15 protein-coding genes are annotated in these 18,338 nt (G+C 46.0%); 4 read left to right on the top strand and 11 right to left on the bottom strand.

The window, feature by feature from the left end; translation table 11 throughout:
- Positions 1–75 precede the first annotated feature (75 nt).
- From AC5JLB_RS00755 to AC5JLB_RS00710, 10 genes are all read right to left on the bottom strand, one after another.
- Entirely contained in the window at positions 76–2,631 is a 2,556-nt protein-coding gene (locus AC5JLB_RS00755; protein WP_495871946.1) for a glycosyltransferase, read from the bottom strand.
- Between the two features lie 68 nt (positions 2,632–2,699).
- The gene (locus AC5JLB_RS00750) at positions 2,700–3,278 is read right to left on the bottom strand and encodes a hypothetical protein (protein ID WP_495871945.1); all 579 of its coding nucleotides are present in this window, start codon (positions 3,276–3,278) and stop codon (positions 2,700–2,702) included.
- Between the two features lie 40 nt (positions 3,279–3,318).
- The gene (locus AC5JLB_RS00745; protein WP_495871944.1) at positions 3,319–4,791 is read right to left on the bottom strand and encodes a hypothetical protein; all 1,473 of its coding nucleotides are present in this window, start codon (positions 4,789–4,791) and stop codon (positions 3,319–3,321) included.
- A 135-nt stretch (positions 4,792–4,926) separates the two neighbouring features.
- Entirely contained in the window at positions 4,927–6,090 is a 1,164-nt protein-coding gene (locus AC5JLB_RS00740; protein ID WP_495871943.1) for a methyltransferase domain-containing protein, read from the bottom strand.
- A gap of 191 nt (positions 6,091–6,281) precedes the next feature.
- The gene (locus tag AC5JLB_RS00735) at positions 6,282–7,286 is read right to left on the bottom strand and encodes a class I SAM-dependent methyltransferase (RefSeq protein ID WP_495871942.1); all 1,005 of its coding nucleotides are present in this window, start codon (positions 7,284–7,286) and stop codon (positions 6,282–6,284) included.
- Between the two features lie 29 nt (positions 7,287–7,315).
- Positions 7,316–8,377, bottom strand: coding sequence for a class I SAM-dependent methyltransferase (locus AC5JLB_RS00730; protein WP_495871941.1), 1,062 nt, complete (start codon positions 8,375–8,377; stop codon positions 7,316–7,318).
- A gap of 12 nt (positions 8,378–8,389) precedes the next feature.
- Positions 8,390–9,220, bottom strand: coding sequence for a TylF/MycF/NovP-related O-methyltransferase (locus tag AC5JLB_RS00725; protein WP_495871940.1), 831 nt, complete (start codon positions 9,218–9,220; stop codon positions 8,390–8,392).
- A gap of 13 nt (positions 9,221–9,233) precedes the next feature.
- Complete coding sequence (locus AC5JLB_RS00720; RefSeq protein WP_495871939.1) at positions 9,234–10,535, bottom strand: ABC transporter ATP-binding protein; 1,302 nt, start codon at positions 10,533–10,535, stop codon at positions 9,234–9,236.
- A 48-nt stretch (positions 10,536–10,583) separates the two neighbouring features.
- Complete coding sequence (locus AC5JLB_RS00715) at positions 10,584–11,441, bottom strand: ABC transporter permease (RefSeq protein ID WP_495871938.1); 858 nt, start codon at positions 11,439–11,441, stop codon at positions 10,584–10,586.
- Positions 11,442–11,569: 128 nt separating this feature from the next.
- Positions 11,570–12,124, bottom strand: a complete 555-nt coding sequence (locus tag AC5JLB_RS00710) for a sll1618 family protein (protein ID WP_495871937.1) — start codon at positions 12,122–12,124, stop codon at positions 11,570–11,572.
- A 51-nt stretch (positions 12,125–12,175) separates the two neighbouring features.
- Between AC5JLB_RS00710 and ruvB the strand changes: the two genes are divergently transcribed.
- Both ruvB and AC5JLB_RS00700 read left to right on the top strand, forming a co-directional pair.
- Positions 12,176–13,381, top strand: coding sequence for a Holliday junction branch migration DNA helicase RuvB (ruvB, locus tag AC5JLB_RS00705; protein WP_495871936.1), 1,206 nt, complete (start codon positions 12,176–12,178; stop codon positions 13,379–13,381).
- Positions 13,382–13,412: 31 nt separating this feature from the next.
- On the top strand, positions 13,413–14,258 hold the full coding sequence (locus AC5JLB_RS00700) for a tetratricopeptide repeat protein (protein WP_495871935.1): 846 nt from the start codon (positions 13,413–13,415) through the stop codon (positions 14,256–14,258).
- Here AC5JLB_RS00700 and AC5JLB_RS00695 read toward each other — a convergent pair.
- Entirely contained in the window at positions 14,245–15,033 is a 789-nt protein-coding gene (locus AC5JLB_RS00695) for a TIGR01548 family HAD-type hydrolase (RefSeq protein ID WP_495871934.1), read from the bottom strand. The genes AC5JLB_RS00700 and AC5JLB_RS00695 overlap by 14 nt on opposite strands.
- A 106-nt stretch (positions 15,034–15,139) precedes the next feature.
- Between AC5JLB_RS00695 and AC5JLB_RS00690 the strand changes: the two genes are divergently transcribed.
- Positions 15,140–15,439: a 30S ribosomal protein PSRP-3 gene (locus AC5JLB_RS00690; protein WP_162421800.1), complete on the top strand. Its 300-nt coding sequence runs from the start codon at positions 15,140–15,142 to the stop codon at positions 15,437–15,439.
- 288 nt (positions 15,440–15,727) lie between these two features.
- Positions 15,728–18,031 (top strand): 1,4-alpha-glucan branching enzyme, encoded by a 2,304-nt coding sequence (glgB, locus tag AC5JLB_RS00685; protein WP_495871933.1) that lies wholly within the window; start codon positions 15,728–15,730, stop codon positions 18,029–18,031.
- Positions 18,032–18,338 lie beyond the last annotated feature (307 nt).

Raw genomic sequence — 18,338 nt, 5'->3', positions numbered from 1 at the left:
TTTTTTTACTCAATTAATAAGGATTGACAAGAGTGAAAGTGGAAACGAGCTTCAATTCCTAGAATTCTTTGCACTCTAAACGGAACTGATGCAGTTTGAATCAATCGCTTTAGCAAAACCAGTCAGTAGTGCTTGAGGATCGTCTGTAGAATAGTTTGCTAACTCCCGACCAATTTGATCAACCAGTAGTTTACGCCTTGCTTGCTGTGATCGCAGAACTTGCCGAACGAATTCAGCATAAAGTCGCGCACATCGTTCCGGTGAATGCTCTCGCGTGACGTACTCTACAGCATTTGCTCCCAAAGAAGATCGATATGCCGGATTTTCAGTCAATATGAGCAACGCCTTGAGAATTTCCTCAACTTCGTCTGCTTGATCGGGCTGAGGAATCTTGAGAACAACATCATCAGGAAAATCAGCGAAAGAACCAATATCTGTAACCACAGTCGGTTTTCCAGCAGATAACGTTCGTACCAAAGAAGCTGAACTTTCACCGTTAAATGGAAATCTTAAACTAAGACAAATATCACTAGCAGCAATGTATTGGTTAAACTCAAGTGAGCTAATAAATCCAGTCACCTTAACTTGGTTCACTAAGCCGAGTTTCTCGATTTCGTCGTTGAGATCAATTGCCTCAAAGTATTCAGTGCCGCCAGCATAAATTAAGTAGGCCGAAGGATAATGAGTAGCATACCGCTTAAATGCATTCAAAATTGGTAACGCTCGTTTTGTTTGATGAACAAATCCAAACGTCGAAATTACAATGCTTTCTACCGGAATTCCTAAACGATATCGAATGTCTTGTAAGCTCTGCTGTACTGGAAAAGGTGGAACTTCGATCGGAATATGAATAATACATTCATTATCACGGGCATAAGCACCAATGGCTAGTTTGTAAGCCCATGAGCTGTGTACAATCACGCCAAGAGAACGGGTAAATACTCTTCGATTGAGATAGATGCCAAGTCTAGAAAAATCTTGACAAATATCTAACTTTTGTCGCTGAAGCAAATCTAAAATTTCAGTCGTTTTCTCCTCACCATAGTTGTGCTTTAATTCACCTGCGAGAGTCACTCCTAATTCTGGACGGAAAGCGCTAATTGCATTAATAAGCCCCCCCAAATAGTAATCGTGTAAAACTGAAATACCAGAATATCTCATCAAGTGAGCATACATATAAAAATGGAATTCACTATTTCCAATCTGGTAGATTAGAGCTTCGTAGTCTTTAGACAAGCATTGCTTCTCGAATTGAGTATATGAATACAAATTCTGGCTTGGAGAAAGCTGAGGTGAGTATCCTTGGTCGTGATAGAAATCAAAGTCAAAATGTTGAGATAGTGCAGGTAATAAATCGTGGCTATAGTCTGAAATTCCAGACTTTAAAGGCTTAAATGGGCTGAAATACGCCGCTTGAACTTTGGATTCTTGATGTTTAATTCGGTCGAATGCGATCGTCGTTCGCTCAAGCGGCTGATGCTCTGCAAAGACATCTGCCATTTTTTGAGCTACAGAATCCCACGTGAAGGTTGCTGCTTGTCGAATCGATTCTTTCGCAGCAGATCTTTTGAGAGGCTCATTGGATAAAAGCCTCTGCATCACTCTTGCCATATCTTCACTTGAAGAAGGGTCAAAAAGTTGTTCTGGAACTCCTAAAATTTCTGGTAAAGACGACTGATTACTGGCGATAGCAGGCGCACCACAGGCCATTGCTTCTAGCAGCGGTAGACCGAATCCTTCATAGAATGACGGAAAAACAAATAGCGAACAAGTTGAGTACAACGCTCTCAGTTCTTCATCTGTAATGTAATTGGTCAAAATCAGAGATTGCTCAATGCCGAGTGACGAAGCTAAATTCTTTAATTCTCTAGAAAATAATTCAGAAACTTTGCAGGCGATCACAAGTTCATATGAGTTTCTTATCTCTTTAGGTAGTTTAGAAAATCCTTTCACTAGTCCTTCAATATTTTTTCGCCAATCTTCTCCACCCGTATAGAGAATAAATGGTTTAGTAATTCCAAACTTTTGGGCAAATTCTTCCAGCCATTGGCCGTGATCGCGAGAGTCAATCGGTTTAAAGAAGGGAGAAACACCACCTGACACATTCAAAATTCGCTCAGGAGCAATATTGAGATGCTTGATTGCATCTTGGCGAGTAGATTCGGAAATGGCAAATATAAAATCTGCATTTTGCACATTTGACAGGCGTCTCATGTACAAGCTATTCATATTTGGATCAGCTAAATATCGCTCTCGAAATAGGAGCGGAATTAAGTCATAGCAAATTACAAAGGTTTTCTTACAAAAATTCTTATAGTTTGGAATCGTAGCATCCAAGTCTTCCATCGGACTTGAAATAAAAACGGCATCAATATTGTTCGATGAGAATGTAGTTTTTAATAGCAAATCATTAATATTTGAACTTCCGATCTGTTCATAATTAACGTAAGTGTATGGGTAGATTTGAGGATCAATATCGGGCGGATGAAGTGTTCTATTTGCAAAAAGATGATAACTATTGCTGTTAGGCTCAAGTAGCAGGTTTTCAATCACTGACTGAGTATAGCGACCAATGCCTCTATTTCTAGAGTCTTTTGTCTGTAGAGCCTGAATATCAATTCCAATCCTCATTGATAACACCACCTTGTAAGTTCAAACGTCGTCTTACTTAACAGCCCACAGCTTGCTTATTGAATCAATTATTCAAGCGATTGTGTTTCGCGATCGCCAACCAATTCTTTAAAGTTGCGATTGCTCTCCTGTCCTTGATGAATGGATTCCAACAAATTCATCGCTTGTTGATTGATAGACGAAAGCTGTTCAACCTGCTCAGAAAGTTGCTGCACTTGCTGCTCTAACTCAGAAACTTTGGACTGGACTTTCAATTGCTGTAGACGAAACTCATACTCTTGCTGCATGAGTTTGTACACCAGTTCGCGGATTGCGGAGTTAAAATACACTTGACGCTTCAAAATAGGCCAAGTTAGCTTCTTCAGAATTTGCTTTAACCAGGAACGAAATCTATTCTTGTAAATATCGTTGAAAAAGAGCAAATAATTGCCATCTATTTCGATATTTGCAATGCTAGGCAACGGCTTTTTCTCGACTAATAGCGGCTCTTCCAAAAAAGGTTTGGGCGCGAGACAAGATATAGATTCGTTGTAAACGTCAGTCAAGCGCTCTAATACGCTCTGCTCTTCCATGTCGATTTCATCATTCAATTCAAGTGTGTCTAAGTGTTCAACTTGATTTAACTGAAATAGAACACGCCTGGTCATTACAAATCACGCTTACTACAATTGCACAGGTATCAATTTATCACCCATTACCACTGAAACCTACAATTTGCTTCAGCCGGTTCCACATTTCTCTGATTGCCCAAAGTTTACTCCGTTTAATTTCTTCAACCTGTGCTTGAAGCTGCTCCAACTCCGTTTGAGTTTGTGCTAGTTCCGTTTGCGCTTGTGCTAGTTCTGTTTGCGTTTGTGCCAGTTTTATCTGCACATGCTGTAATTCTGCCTGAGTTTGTGCCAATTCTGTCTGGGCTTGAGACAAACACGATTGAGAATGGGATAAATCGGTTTGAACTTGCAGTAGTTCTACCTGAGTTTGCGGCAGAATCGCTTTGATTGAACCGAGTTCTGCTTGAGTCTGGGCAAGAGAAGCCTGAGTTGCAATTAACTCCTCTTGAAGTTGATTGCCTTGTTCTTGCGATCGCGCTAATTTTTCTCTCAACAGCACTTTACTTTCACTGGGAATGTACGGTTGCGTGTGGAAATAAGCCGGATCGGTAAAGGGTGATTTGGGTTCAACCATTCCCTTTGCTAGATTGCCATAATACAGGCGGCGCATTTCGCGAGAGATGGGTTCTCCGGTTTCAAATGAGACAAAGGCACAAGGATGCTGCGTCGTAGCTTCGTAACCGTTTTTGAGTAGTCTCTCCCGATACGGGATTGAGATATGCTTCCAAGCCAAAACTTCAACGTCGTCGTAGCGCGTGCTGTATTTTGAGATGCGCTCAGGATTCTCAATATCCCATCCACTGAAGTGAACGAAGAACAAAGGCTGCTGATTCACAGTGATGATGCCATCCTGAAAGTCTAGCGTCCGGTCAATCAGGTTCCAATGCCCCAAATTGGCACCCGCTGCCGATAGCAAGGACACGTCTTTGAAGTAGAGAGGAACTAAATTCAACCATCGTTGATCCACAAACAGCCCCCTTGCATTTTCTACAGCAACATCGTTGAAGCAGTAGTCCTGCAATCGCTGCTTAAACCAAAGAATAAATTTGAGTGCTTCTTCCGTTCTCTTCAGTCCAAGAAATCCGGCATTGTATAAGCCAGCATTAAGAACAATAATTTCGAGATCAGCTTCTGTAGGCGAAGTAGAGAAGGTTTGAAGGTGAGGTGTGAGGACAATTGACGCTTCTTCAACCTGCTTAAAAATGGCGTCGAGCGAGTGAAATATCATGATGTCTGCATCTAGAAATATCCAGCTTTCAGCAGACGTATGGTGGAAAATATACTCGTGCAAATATCCCCGCAACGCACAGCACAACTCAAACGGTGTGTAGTAAAAACACATCCGACTCACTACATCAAATTCTGGAAGATCTTCTAACTGAATCAGATGAAACGGCTCTACAGACGGATCAAAATAATGATCGATGCGATCGGCCAATAGAACATACAGTTCGACATCAGGATTATGCTCGATTAAAGATTCGGCTAAAGTGCGAGCATGAGCCAAGAAACTTTTTGTAATGACAGTGCCAACAACCCGTTTTGCCATACTGAGCGATCGTCTCTAATAGAATTTAAATGGGTTGAGATAGATAGATGACATAATCAACTATATTTAGCTCCCTATCTGGAGTAACACAACACTAATTGCGTTTCTACTAATGTCCAGTTGCAAGAAGATGCTTTATGACGTCGCATGTAGGATCAGAAGTTGCGCAGGAACACGAATCTGGAGGGGCAGTGCTCCGGTCACCAGAACTCGGAACTCAATTCCAAAGGTGGTTTCCTTTAACTCAAAATCAAAGGCTTGCTCCGAGGTTTTCATCATGTCATTGTGGGTAACGGCTTTTTTTGCAAAGATACGAGCGCCACAATCGCAACTTGCGTCAATCTCAGCTAACACTGCATTTTTAAATAGGCGAGGGTTTGATGTGCCCATAGTAGCCATATTAAAAACGACCCGATAGAACCCTGCTTGAAGAGGTACATAAGGACCATAAACAGCATAGCCGCTTTCATTAAATTCCGTCTCCACATATTGGTTCCAACCTCTAAATACCCGCTGACCTATATTTGAGAAAGAACGGGTTAGAGAGTATTGGAACGCCTCAGCATATATCTTATTGGCTAAGGTGATCGCTTGTTGAAGATGAGGAGTTGCAAATGGTTTCTTACGCGCTTCTAACCACCAGGTAAAGCAGTCTTCTGGACGATCAGTTGATAGAAGCACACGCTCCTTGTAATCTCGATCAGCAAATGAAGAGGTTGGATCAAGGGGAAGAAAGCGATACGATTCGGAATCGTAACATAGCCACACTCCTCTCATAGCGAAAATTTCAAACCCGCACAGTTGAACTAACTCTACGATCTCGTCTACGTTAAACTCTACTGTGTGCTGAGGATGATACCAGCCTAGATGCTGAGTAATACGGCGATTTGGACTGTCTAAGACAAGCAGCCCATCTGAGTTCAAAACGCGGTGAGATTCACACAAAAAGCTGATTAAATCTTGTGTCCACATGTGTTCCACTGTTTGTCCAGCAAAGACCAGATCTACAGAGGAAGAGGCGATGGAAGACATGTTTCCAAGGTGATTATTAATCCATTCAACCTCAGGCGGTAAGCTATCAGGCCGGGGGGAATACGCTTCAACGCCAATGTGTTTAGTGATGCCCGCATAATTTGACTTGATCCACTCAAAATACCAAGCGCCTGAACAACCACCGCTCAAGAAAACCTGTGCCCCACCTGGAATCTTCTGCAACTCACGACTGCGTAATTCGTGAAGAAAAACATTGAAATCGTCTAGGGGACAATTTGGTACAACTTGTTCAGTGGTTTTATCCATTTGCAGATCTCTAAATGTTGCTTGAATACTGAATCTAATCTACATCGAGCGTATTCTGAATACGGTAGTCCAGCTATCCGTAAGCCTAACCTTTACTTTGCCTGAAACCATAGTGATCGCAGCGTTCAGAACTTGCTGTTCCCCATTGATTTAATTCTCTCACGACAGGTTGCGATCGCCCGAAATGACGCCTATTCGTTAACAGGTAATCTCAGTCCTCGCTTAATCTGAATCCACAGCATTCTCAGTCGCCAAAATTTGCTGCTTTCCATAGCCCGAATTCGTTCTTGGGCTTGCGCGGCTACCTGAGTAATGTGCGCGAGTTCGGATTGAAGTTGGTGCAATTGTTGATGTAGCTGCCCCGTATGATTGTGCACTTGCGTCATATCGCACAGATTCCGCATCAGCACTTGAAATGCATTCTGAGAAATACTCATCTGATTCTGAATCAAGCTCTCATCCACGCCGTAAATTGCTAGATAGCCTTCTCCATTTTCGATGGAGGAAAGATGCTCAAGATACTGCCGCTCGAAGAAATCAGGCGGAAGAGATTTTTTATATTCTTGTAACCAAGCCGTTTTAGAATCGGGTGCGATCGGCTTGACTAAACAACTCGCAACCACAAAGTGCTGCCCAATCAGAACTCCTTCTCCAAAAACACTCAGAAATAAATCTCGAAATTCGGTAAACCGGAACTTGTGTAGATGAAATGGACTCAGCCAAGGCGTAGCTCGGTAGTCGTTGGGGCACGAAATAAACAGTTGTCCACTCGGCTTTAGAAGGCGACGTAATTCAGACAGAAACTGTCTTGGGTATTGCAAATGTTCAATCGTCTCAAAGGAGACAATCACATCAAACGAAGCGTCTTCAAGGGAGGGAATGGAATGGGCATCCGACTGAATATACTTGACGTGAGGATGACTGTAGAACGTGGAGGCAAACCGGATAGAGTCCTCATCAACATCGACGCCAACGACGGCACGGGCACCTTGTAAGGCAATGAACTGCGACCCGTACCCACTTCCACAGGAAATATCGAGAACCCGTTTATCTTTCACAAAAGGGGCAGTGAAGGCATAGCGAATCATGTGATCCACATTCGCTAACGACATATCATCTCCGGCCTGAACGGGAATATGTCGCTCTCCAGTGTTCTTAAAATCCGTCACTGAAGGCTGCTTTGCACTCGCCACCATAATTGCCACACTTATTCACTAAACCGAACTCAGTATAGCAAGCCCAAGAAGCGCTTCAATCGAGTCCATTTCTGTTGTAGCTGCCAAAATTTGCTACGGTGCATTACGTTGATGGTGGCATGCAGCTGGTCCACCTTGATTTGAGCGTCTTTTAGTTGAGCGTCGGTCTGCTGCAGGGCAGCTTGTAGGCTCTGAATCTGCGTTTTTAGAGGCTCCTCATTTTCCCTTGGCTGGCTGAAATAGCTCATCATCTGAGCGGCAAAGCTTAATCCTAGCGGCAGATACAGCTCGGCGTCTGAAATATGAGACGCAATGGCTTGATGTAGGGTGAGATGCGCCCGTTGGGGCTCGCCTGCTTCAAAGAGAGCTTTTACTTTTGCGCCAATAATCTGCGATCGCTTCTCCTCGCCTACGATCTGAGCAGAATACTCAAAGGCTTGATCAATCTCATCGATGGAGAAGTCCCTTAAGTCGTAAGTGGCTTGAAGCTGCTCCGCTGGCATTGGTTTTTCATATCGAAAGGCCACGCCCCAGGAATTCGGAATATCTTTGACCGGCTGGAAGTACGATCGCAACCGATACATGACAAGGTGAATCCAATATGTCCCGTAGTAGGAGAAATCTTGATGAAAGACGATTGATTTTCCAGGAATCAAAGCTGGAAAAAAGATGCGAACAATGCTGTCTGCTAGATTCCATCCTTTCATCGCATCTACAAACAGGAACTCGATCGCGCCATTGTTCCACTGGAATTGAGTCAAATCTCCAGCATAAACTTGGACTTGATCTTTCCAAGGTGCAATCTGATTTAAGTATTCTTCTAAGAAATTATCTCCCGAAGCGAAGCGATGCTGTAACGGAGTTCCTTTCACCATAAACTCCATGCTGGGTTCCCATTCAAAAATGTCAAAGGCATGAATGGTTGTGCTGCGTAACTTCGGATCGTTGTTTTCCTGAAGCCCCCGTGCGATCGCCGTTGTGGATGCACCTAGCCAACACCCCAGATCCGCGATCGCCCCCTGTCCTGTGTACTCCTCTTTTGCAAAATCATAAAGATACTGGCGCTCTTCCGCCGACATCATGCTAAACATCGTTTGTCCTCTCTAAGGCCGATTGGGTGCAAGGGTCTGTTTTAGGCGAATCCACTGGGTTCTTAAGCGCCAAAATTTGCTGGATCGCATGGCTTCCATCTCGGTCTGAATCTGGCTAATCTGCTGCTGCAATTGTGTGATCTGAAGGTGAGAGGCTTGCAGTTCTGCTTGAACTCCTGAGGGCAGAACTGGGTGTTGGTGAAGCGCTGAAATCGGCACTCGGTTGTGGGTGCGTCCCTTAATCCAAAAGGCTTGATCAGTTCCAACCCGTTCTAAAACGGGGCGTTCTTGGTGGCGATCGCAGAACTCATAAAAGGCCTCTCGACAACCTTCCCAATGTCCAAAATCATCCAAAATCACACACCCTCCAACTGGCATCAGTGGGTAAAACGTTTCAAGCACCAGCAGAACTGAGTTGTACCAATCCGCATCACAATGGAGCAGGGCAACTTGCTGAGGTAATTTCTGCTTAAACGTCGTCTCAAACCATCCTGGCTGAATTGTGTAGCGTTCTGGGGACATCCCTACTAATCGCAGCACTTCTCGAACATCTTGCTCCGACGCCACGCATTTGCCCACCCACTGTTTTGCCGCATTGCCGTCTTTCTCGGTTGTCTCTGGCATACCTGCAAAGCTGTCGTACAGCCAAAGATGCCTCGACTGCTCCAAGAATTGCGAGAGAATGGCAGCCGTTCCGCCACGATAAGTTCCACACTCAACAAAATCCCCAGGAATTTGATCAATGTTGAGGTATTTCCCCAAGAGCGCGAGGTTCTCTAACCTGTCTTGAGTCACCATCGTATAGGGCTGGATTGTTTTGAGTAGCGATTCAGCTAAAGCCATTCGGGTCGGTTGATCAAAGCTTAGAGGAGAACGGTTGATTTTCGAGACTACTTTGCTTAGAGAACGTCACGGTTGGATTCAAATTTACAACCCCGTTCCAGAGGATTGTATCTTGGTTTCTGAGGACTTTTAAGACAGCAGTGTTGTGATTCACGGCTAGCGATCGCTCGAACTGATGCTCTCCCACACCGCCACTTGCGACTCCTGTTGTAATCGTGTAATCCTGTGGGATTAAAGGCACCTCAAAGCGAAATCGAACATTCAACAGTGTCCCAGCAGACACAATTCCAATGGATCTACCCATACAGAACGTGTTCGATTCAAAAATGACCTCTCCCATACGGGTACGAATCTTGAATCCAACGTGCGGATCATCTACCTCCTCCCTAAATAGAATGCCGATCGAGAGGTGCAACAGAGAGTCACTGGTGATGGAGTAAATTTCTTGATCGTCTTCATCGAGAAACCGAACAAACTGAATTATGGCGGCTTTTGAGGTGAGCGCAATAGTAGAGGAGGCATCGTCTTCGGTTGCGAAACTGGGAGAAACGGTAATTTCAGTCAATTCTGGCTCAACGTCTTGCTGCTGAAGAGACTTAGCCTGATATAGATCCACAACTTGTCTAGGTAAGGCATCAAGAACGATTCTGCCATGCTCGATCAAAATCGCTCGGTGACACAACTTGCAAACGGCACCGGAATCATGGGACACAAAGAGTAACGTCGCGCCTGATTCTTTCATCTGTCGCAGCCGGTCAAAGCATTTTTGCTGAAAGAAAATATCTCCCACCGCTAATGCTTCGTCCACAATCAGAATATCTGGATCGGTATTGACCGCAACGGCAAAAGCAAGACGCACAAACATGCCGCTAGAGTAGGTTTTGACGGGCTGATCGATAAAGTCTCCAATATCCGCGAAAGCGATAATTTCGTCAAACTTTGCCTCGATTTCTGCCTGTGTTAACCCTAAAATTCGACCATTAAAAAACACATTTTGCCGTCCAGTAAATTCTAGGTTAAATCCACTTCCGAGTTCTAGTAGGGCAGAAATACGACCGTGGACACCAATCTCTCCAGTAGTTGGTGTCAGCGTCTTTGTGATCAGTTGAAGTAGCGTACTTTTTCCAGCCCCATTCCGACCGACGATGCCAATTGTTTCGCCTTTGAAAATCTCTAATTGAATATCTTGCAGTGCCCAAAACACGTCAGCTTGGCTCTTTCTTGGAAGCAGTAGTTCTTTTAAGCGATCGACAGGCTTTGCATACCGCTTAAAGCACTTGGACACATTTTTCAGAGAAATAATGCTCTCACTCATACCGTTGTGTTGCTTCCTCTAACGCTCACACCTCAAATAACTCAAATGTTACAGCACATCTGCAAAAGCAGGACGCAACCGCCGATAGACGGTAACTCCGATCGCGAACATACAAATCGATACACCTGTAGCAACACCCAATTCCTGCCAATGCTGTATTTTTCCCACTAATACTAAATCCCGGTACAGTTCGACGATCGCGGTCATGGGATTGAGCCAAAACACCCAAAATCGCCACTGTTCGGGAATCATGGTTGCCGGATAAACGATCGGTGTAACGTAAAACCAGAGATTTAGAATCACACCAACGGTCTGCGGAATGTCTCTTAAGAAAACCGTTAAGCCTGCGACTAAATAGCTTAATCCTGCCGTGAGCAGCAGTTGCGGAATCCAAACTAAGGGAAATAGCCAAAGGGTACTGTGAATGGTTTGCATGGAGAAGGCGACAAACGTGATCAGCAGCATCAAGCCCATTGAGCTTTCAATAAATGCAGAAAGGATGGGCACAAGGGGCAACAGACTAAGCGGAAACACAACTTTCTTGACCAAACTCGGCTGGGCAACAACTGAGTTTGCAGCCTGGCTCAAGCCCATCGTGAACGCCACCCACGGAATCAGACCGGCAAACAGCCAAAGCCCAAACGTAAAGTCGTTTGCTGGCAATCCTTTAAGCGTTAATTTGAGCTTTAGAACAACAGAAAATAAATAGGTGTAAACCAATAGCTGAGCAAGCTGGTTTAGCAATGCCCAAGCGTTGCCCAGCACCGAGCCTTTGTATCGTGCATCTAAATCCCGTTGGACAAGGGTTCTGAGCAGATCAAGTTTCACCAACCAGGGTCGCAGAATTAGTACTTTTCGGGCATTTCTAGCCGCGCTGCGAGTGACAGCTTTGACAGAGTTCAACAAATTGTGTTTCCCCTTCCCTAGCTCAAAACGTGGGTTTGCTTAAACATTTGCTTAAACTTTGCTTAAACAATGTGTGGTTTGCTCAAACAGTACTTATGCTCAGACGTAACATAATTCCTGTCAGAATATCAGGTCATGACCCTAGAAATCACCTGTGCGATCGCTCGTCGTTGGGCTTCGTTATAGTTCCAGCGCTGCAAAAAGCTCTGGAACTCCCCCGTAAGGGTCTCTACACCATGCGTCTCTATGCTTCGGCGCAACTGCTCTAGCTTGACGAAAATCGCCTCAATTTGTGTCTGCTTCATTAACTCAATTGTTCGCCGTTGAACTCGCTCTGATCCGGCAGCTAATTCGAGGTTTTGATTTCCGGTATGAGTTACTATCATGGCGGTTGACATGGCAAGATTTTTCACCAGCAGTTCACTTACGATCTCTGGGGACGATCGCAGCGCTGCCACTACCGCCGGGGACGATTGATCGGCAGTGGGCTGCTGATCGGTCAGATAAGTGACGAAAAATCCCCGTGCGCCGTTTTCAGTTTTAACCAAGGCGGTTATGATGCTTTCAAGTTCTGCTTCTGTCAAGCGATCGTGCTGTAATGCTGCCATTAGTGATTGGGTGAGATCAATGGCTTGCTCAAATGGAATGGGGTCAGAAACTAGAAACTGTGGCTGAATCTCCATCTTTTTGAATGTCTACGGGTTGAATGTCTACAGGTATGATTGTTCTCAATTATGGCGATTATCTCCTCTAAAAAGCAGTCTCCTGAGCCAGACAAGTCTGACGAGGCGCAGTCCGGGCAACTCCCGTTGAGTGTGAAGACTGCTTCTGGCGGCAGTAAACCTCCTAAATCTCCTCGAACGGCTGTCTTGCAAGCTAATCTTGACTCAAATGATCACAGCAATGATCACAGTCAAGGTCGCGCTGCTGTGCTGCAAGCTGAACCTGAACCAGAAGAGCATGGCAGGCAGGAAGAAAAACTGCGTCCCCAACGTTTAGCAGAGTACGTTGGGCAAAAAGATCTCAAAGAAGTTTTAGATATTGCCATTCGAGCGGCGAAAGCTAGAAAAGAATCGCTGGATCATTTACTGCTTTATGGTCCTCCTGGACTTGGCAAAACCACAATGTCGCTGATTCTAGCCGCCGAGTTAGGAGTACAGTGCAAGATTACCAGCGCTCCAGCGTTAGAGCGTCCTCGCGATGTCATGGGGCTTTTGGTGGGTCTACAGCCTGGGGATGTGCTGTTTATCGATGAAATTCATCGTCTATCGCGAGTTGCCGAAGAAATTCTTTATCCAGCAATGGAAGACTTTCGGGTCGATATTATTCTTGGCAAAGGAAGCTCCGCTCGGACGCAATCGCTGAAATTGTCCCCCTTCACACTTATTGGTGCCACGACGCGAGTTGGATCGCTTACCTCTCCCCTACGCGATCGCTTTGGTTTAGTCCAACGCCTGCGGTTTTACGAACTCGATGAACTGACTGAAATTGTCCTCAGAACCGCGGCGTTACTCAAGACCTCGGTGACCTACTGCGGAGCCGAGGAAATTGCCCGCCGATCTCGCGGCACGCCTCGCATCGCCAATCGGCTATTAAAACGAGTCCGCGATTATGTAGAGGTGAAATCACGCGGAAAAGTGAACCAAGCGATCGCCGCTGAAGCCCTCGAACTGTTTAACGTCGATCCCTGCGGCTTAGACTGGACGGATCGACGCCTGCTCAGCTTCATGATCGAGCGACACAATGGCGGACCCGTAGGACTTGAAACCCTCGCTGCCTCCACCGGAGAAGATGCTCAAACGATCGAAGAGGTCTACGAACCCTACCTAATGCAGATCGGCTATCTCAGCCGCACCCCACGAGGTCGCATCGCCACCACTGCCGCTTGGAAACATTTGGGCTATCAGCCTCCCGAAAGCCAACTTACATTTCTGTCCTAATTTTTCTGTTCTAGCTATTGGAGCGTGTTACATGATTCGTCGATCGCTGAAGTCAATCTTGGTGCTTCTGCTGGTGAGTTGTCTATGCTTAAGCGCGTTACCCGTTCTAGCGGCTGAGCTAGTTGAACAGCTAGTTGAACAGCCAATCGAACAGCCGTCCGCTCAAGAGCTTTTTGACAAACTCTCAACCCTGAGGCAGGAGGCGTTTGATGCGACGAACAAGGGTGATTTTGCAACGGCAGAGCAGCATTGGACGGAGATTCTAACGCTATTGCCAGATAATGCCGCAGTGTGGAGCAATCGAGGGAATGCAAAGGTCAGTCAAAATAAGCTAGAAGATGCGATCGCGGACTTTAACAAAGCCATGGAACTCGCTCCTGATGCTCCTGATCCCTACCTCAACCGGGGCGCAGCGTTAGAGGGCTTAGGGAAATGGGAGGACGCGATCGCAGATTACAATCACGTGTTAGACCTTGACCCCAACGATCCAGCCGCATTCAACAATCGCGGCAACGCTGAAGCGGGACTCGGACAATGGGATACCGCTCTAGCTGACTATCAAAAAGCCTTCCAGTTAGCCCCAGACTATGCCTTTGCTCGCGCCAATCATGCCCTCGCTCAATATCAAGCGGGTCAAACTGATGAGTCCATCCGCAACATGCGAAACCTCGTTCGGAAATATCCCAGATTTGCCGATATGAGAGCCGCTCTCACTGCCGCTCTATGGATTGCTGGCAAAAAAGGAGAAGCGGAAAGCCAGTGGGTGTCTGCCGTAGGACTCGATAACCGCTACAAAGATATCAACTGGGTTAAAACGGTACGGCGTTGGCCTCCGACCATGGTGGCTGCTCTAGAAAAATTCCTTAGCCTCCAGTAACAAGCTGACTCACTCGTTCTGGGGTTAAATCTCGCACCGTGTCTAAAACAACGATCGCTCCTGCCGCGTAAAGGGTCTGAGCATAAGCGGACTTACGTTCTTCCGTTTCGTGAACATGCGGTGGTAAGACTCCAACCCCAATCCAGCGACGGTTTGAGCGCAAGACAGCCGCATTACTGACGGTGTACATGTCCGCTACCGTATCTCCAATGTAGAGAGCAGGTAACGGTGATGCTTCTGGTTCGAGCTGATCAACTGTCTCTAGAAGTCCCACCGGATCAGGTTTACCCGGAGCATCTTCCATCGCAATTAAAACCGGATTTTTTAATCCCAACCGTTTTTGCAATACATAGGTTGCCGACGCTCGCGTTGCTCCGCTAAAAAATCCCCACCGAATTCCTGCGATCGTTAGCGCATCGAAGTAATTTGACTCCAACAGCAATGGCTCCTGACAAATGTACCCTGTCCAGTTTTCCGGGTCAGTTCCGCGATAGCGAGATTGGAAGAACGCGACTAGATCTTGGTACTCCAAATCCACTTCGTTTCGGGGCTGCCCCTGTGCCTCAAAGTAGCGATAAATTAATTCTTGAGACGCTTCCCAATCGTTGTTCCAAAGCCCCTCTGATTTCAGCGCATCAATCTCTTGAGAAGACGGTCGAGAGTTTTCGCCCGTAAATCGCTCAACGGTATCCGCCAAAGCCCGGCGATAAGACCCTCCCACATCTCGAATTACACCATCAATATCAAAGACTGCGATCGCGCTAGAACCGTTCATAAAAATCCCTGTAGCAATTTCAGAGATTTCCATCATCTACTAAAACTGTGCGGTAGAATAGCAGACTGTAGATAAGCAAGCTTGGGACTGCGCTGGAGGTTAGATTTTGTCGAAGTTTATTCTAAAAGTTCTTTGGTTAGAAGAGAACGTTGCTTTAGCGGTTGATCAAGTCGTAGGCAAAGGGACAAGCCCCCTAACGTCCTACTTCTTTTGGCCCCGCAACGATGCCTGGGAACAGCTAAAAACCGAATTAGAAAAGAAGCATTGGATTACCGAGGTCGATCGTGTCGAGTTGCTTAACAAAGCCACTGAAGTGATCAACTATTGGCAGGAAGAGGGCAGAAAGCGCCCCATGTCAGAAGCTCAATCTAAATTTCCAGAAGTGACATTCACAGGTAGCGCCTGACCTGGTTGCTCGCTTCATCGCTGGCAAAGGCTCTATCTAGATTTCAGCTAAACGCCCATTTCAAAACTCTGTAGCCCCTTTCCAAACTGGATTGGGGTTTTTCATTGCAAAACAGGACACCTTTGGTGACAATCTACAAACCAGATCTATGATTGGAGAAATAAAGCACCAATTATTTGTAGCTTTTGCAATGATTTGCTACGGTTTATTACAGATCCTTAACCTAGGGTCTCTCTAAATTTTGTTTTTATGCCGTTAAGCAACTGATTTTTAAGGTAGGTAAGCTTCATGTCTATGACGATCGCCCCAGACCAGGTAGAACGGATTGTTTGGAACCAGCATCACGACCCATTTGAGGTTCTTGGCCCTCATCAAAGTGAGCAGGATGGCAAATCCGTTTGGGTGGTGCGAGCTTACCAACCGAATGCAGAAGCGGTATCGGTCGTGTTTCCAGAGCAGCGAAGCGAGTATCCGATGCGATCGCTGCATCATCCCCATTTCTTTGAATGCGTGATCGATACTCCCGATTTGGTGAACTACCAGTTGCGAATTAAAGAAGGCGAAGCTGAGCGCGTGATCTACGATCCATACGCCTTCCGCTCTCCCTTCTTGACTGAACTTGATACCTATCTATTTGCCGAAGGCAATCACCATCGAATTTACGAAAAGCTCGGAGCGCACCTCACAACCCAGAACGGGATCACAGGCGTTTACTTTGCCGTCTGGGCACCTAACGCTCGCAATGTCTCTGTAATTGGCGATTTCAACTACTGGGACGGGCGCAAGCATCAAATGCGGAAAGGGTCTATCGGAATTTGGGAACTGTTCATTCCAGAATTGACCGTAGGCACGCACTACAAATATGAAATTAAGAACAACGAAGGGCACATCTACGAAAAGTCTGATCCCTATGGCTTTCAGCAGGAAATCCGTCCTAAAACGGCATCGATTGTCACCGATCTAGATTCCTACACGTGGACGGATCAAGAGTGGATAGAGAAGCGGCGTCACAACGACCTAGCGCAGCCCATCTCGGTCTATGAAGTACATGTTGGGTCTTGGCTACATACCTCCTCCACAGAACCCGCCATACTATCCGATGGAGAAACCATGCCTGCGGTGCTTGTTTCAGAACTAAAGCCAGGCGCGCGATTCTTAACCTATCGGGAATTAGCAGATAAGCTCATTCCTTACGTGAAGGAGTTAGGGTTTACTCACATTGAATTGCTCCCGATCGCAGAGCATCCATTCGACGGATCATGGGGATATCAAGTCGTTGGACATTACGCTTGCACCTCCCGCTATGGCACTCCTGAAGATTTCATGTACTTTGTGGATCAGTGCCATCAGAACGGAATTGGTGTGATCGTAGATTGGGTTCCAGGCCACTTTCCCAAAGATGGTCACGGGCTTGCATTCTTTGATGGCAGCCACTTGTATGAGTACGCTGATCCTCGCAAGGGTGAACACAAAGAGTGGGGAACCCTAGTGTTTAACTATGCGCGTCATGAGGTGCGAAACTACCTCGTCGCCAACGCGCTCTTCTGGTTTGACAAATACCATATCGATGGAATTCGCGTCGATGCCGTTGCTTCCATGCTCTATTTGGACTATCAGCGCAAAGAAGGTGAATGGGTAACGAATCAATACGGCGGGCGAGAAAACATTGAGGCTGCCGACTTTCTGCGGCAGATGAATCATACTATTTTCAGCTATTTTCCTGGCGTTTTGTCGATCGCTGAAGAGTCGACATCTTGGCCAATGGTGTCTTGGCCTACCTATGTGGGTGGTTTAGGGTTCAATCTCAAGTGGAACATGGGCTGGATGCACGACATGTTGGATTATTTCCACATGGATCCTTGGTTCCGTCAGTTTCATCAGAATAACGTCACCTTTAGCATGTGGTATAACCACAGCGAGAATTTTATGCTGGCACTCTCGCATGATGAAGTGGTGCATGGAAAAAGCAATATGATCGGCAAGATGCCGGGCGATGAATGGCAGAAGTTTGCGAACCTCCGATGTCTCTATGCCTTTATGTTCACCCATCCGGGCAAGAAGACCCTATTTATGAGCATGGAGTTTGGTCAATGGAGTGAGTGGAATGTCTGGAGCGATTTGGATTGGCATCTCCTCCAGTTTGACCCTCATCAAAAGCTTAAAAACTTTGTCTCTGCCCTTAATGCTCTTTATCGCCGTGAACCTGCCCTTTATACGCAAGATTTTGCTCAAGAAGGATTTGAATGGATCGACTGTAGCGACAATCGGCATAGCGTTGTCTCATTTATCCGTCGCGATCAGCAGTCAGATGATTTTATCTTGACGGTTTGCAACTTTACGCCTCAGCCACATAGCCATTACCGAGTTGGCGTTCCTGAACCCGGGTTCTACACAGAACTCTTAAATAGTGACGCTCGTGATTATGGTGGCAGTAATATGGGTAACCTGGGCGGCAAGTGGACAGATGAATGGGCATACCAAAATTTCTCTTACTCCCTCGATCTCTGCTTGCCTCCCTTAGCTACAGTAATCTTCAAGCTTGATCGCCAGAAAACGCAACATGCCAAAGAACTGAACCAGGCTACAGATTAATCACACTTTGGGTCTTTTTTCTCAGGGTGGCTCTCTCCTGTACGCATTGATCCAAGTAAGCTAGACACAATGACACATCGCTTTTTAGCACTGCTTGAAGTAACAGATAGAGTCACCCGCCCTAGTTGCCCGCTCACTTCACCGTAGTCGTTAAATCGCACTCGGTAAACGTTCTCTTTCTTGTACAAAGTTGTTTCTAGATCTATTTGGATTCCGTCGCCTAAATTATTCCAAGGTAGCCTAGCTAGCTCATTGCTAGGTTGTGTTGATAATTATGTGAAGTTGGGCTGAATAAGCTAAAAGGCGA

It is taken from the genome of Myxacorys chilensis, from assembly GCF_059505265.1.
The sequence above is the reverse complement of the archived record's forward strand: the minus strand, read 5'-3'. Positions and strand labels throughout refer to the sequence as shown.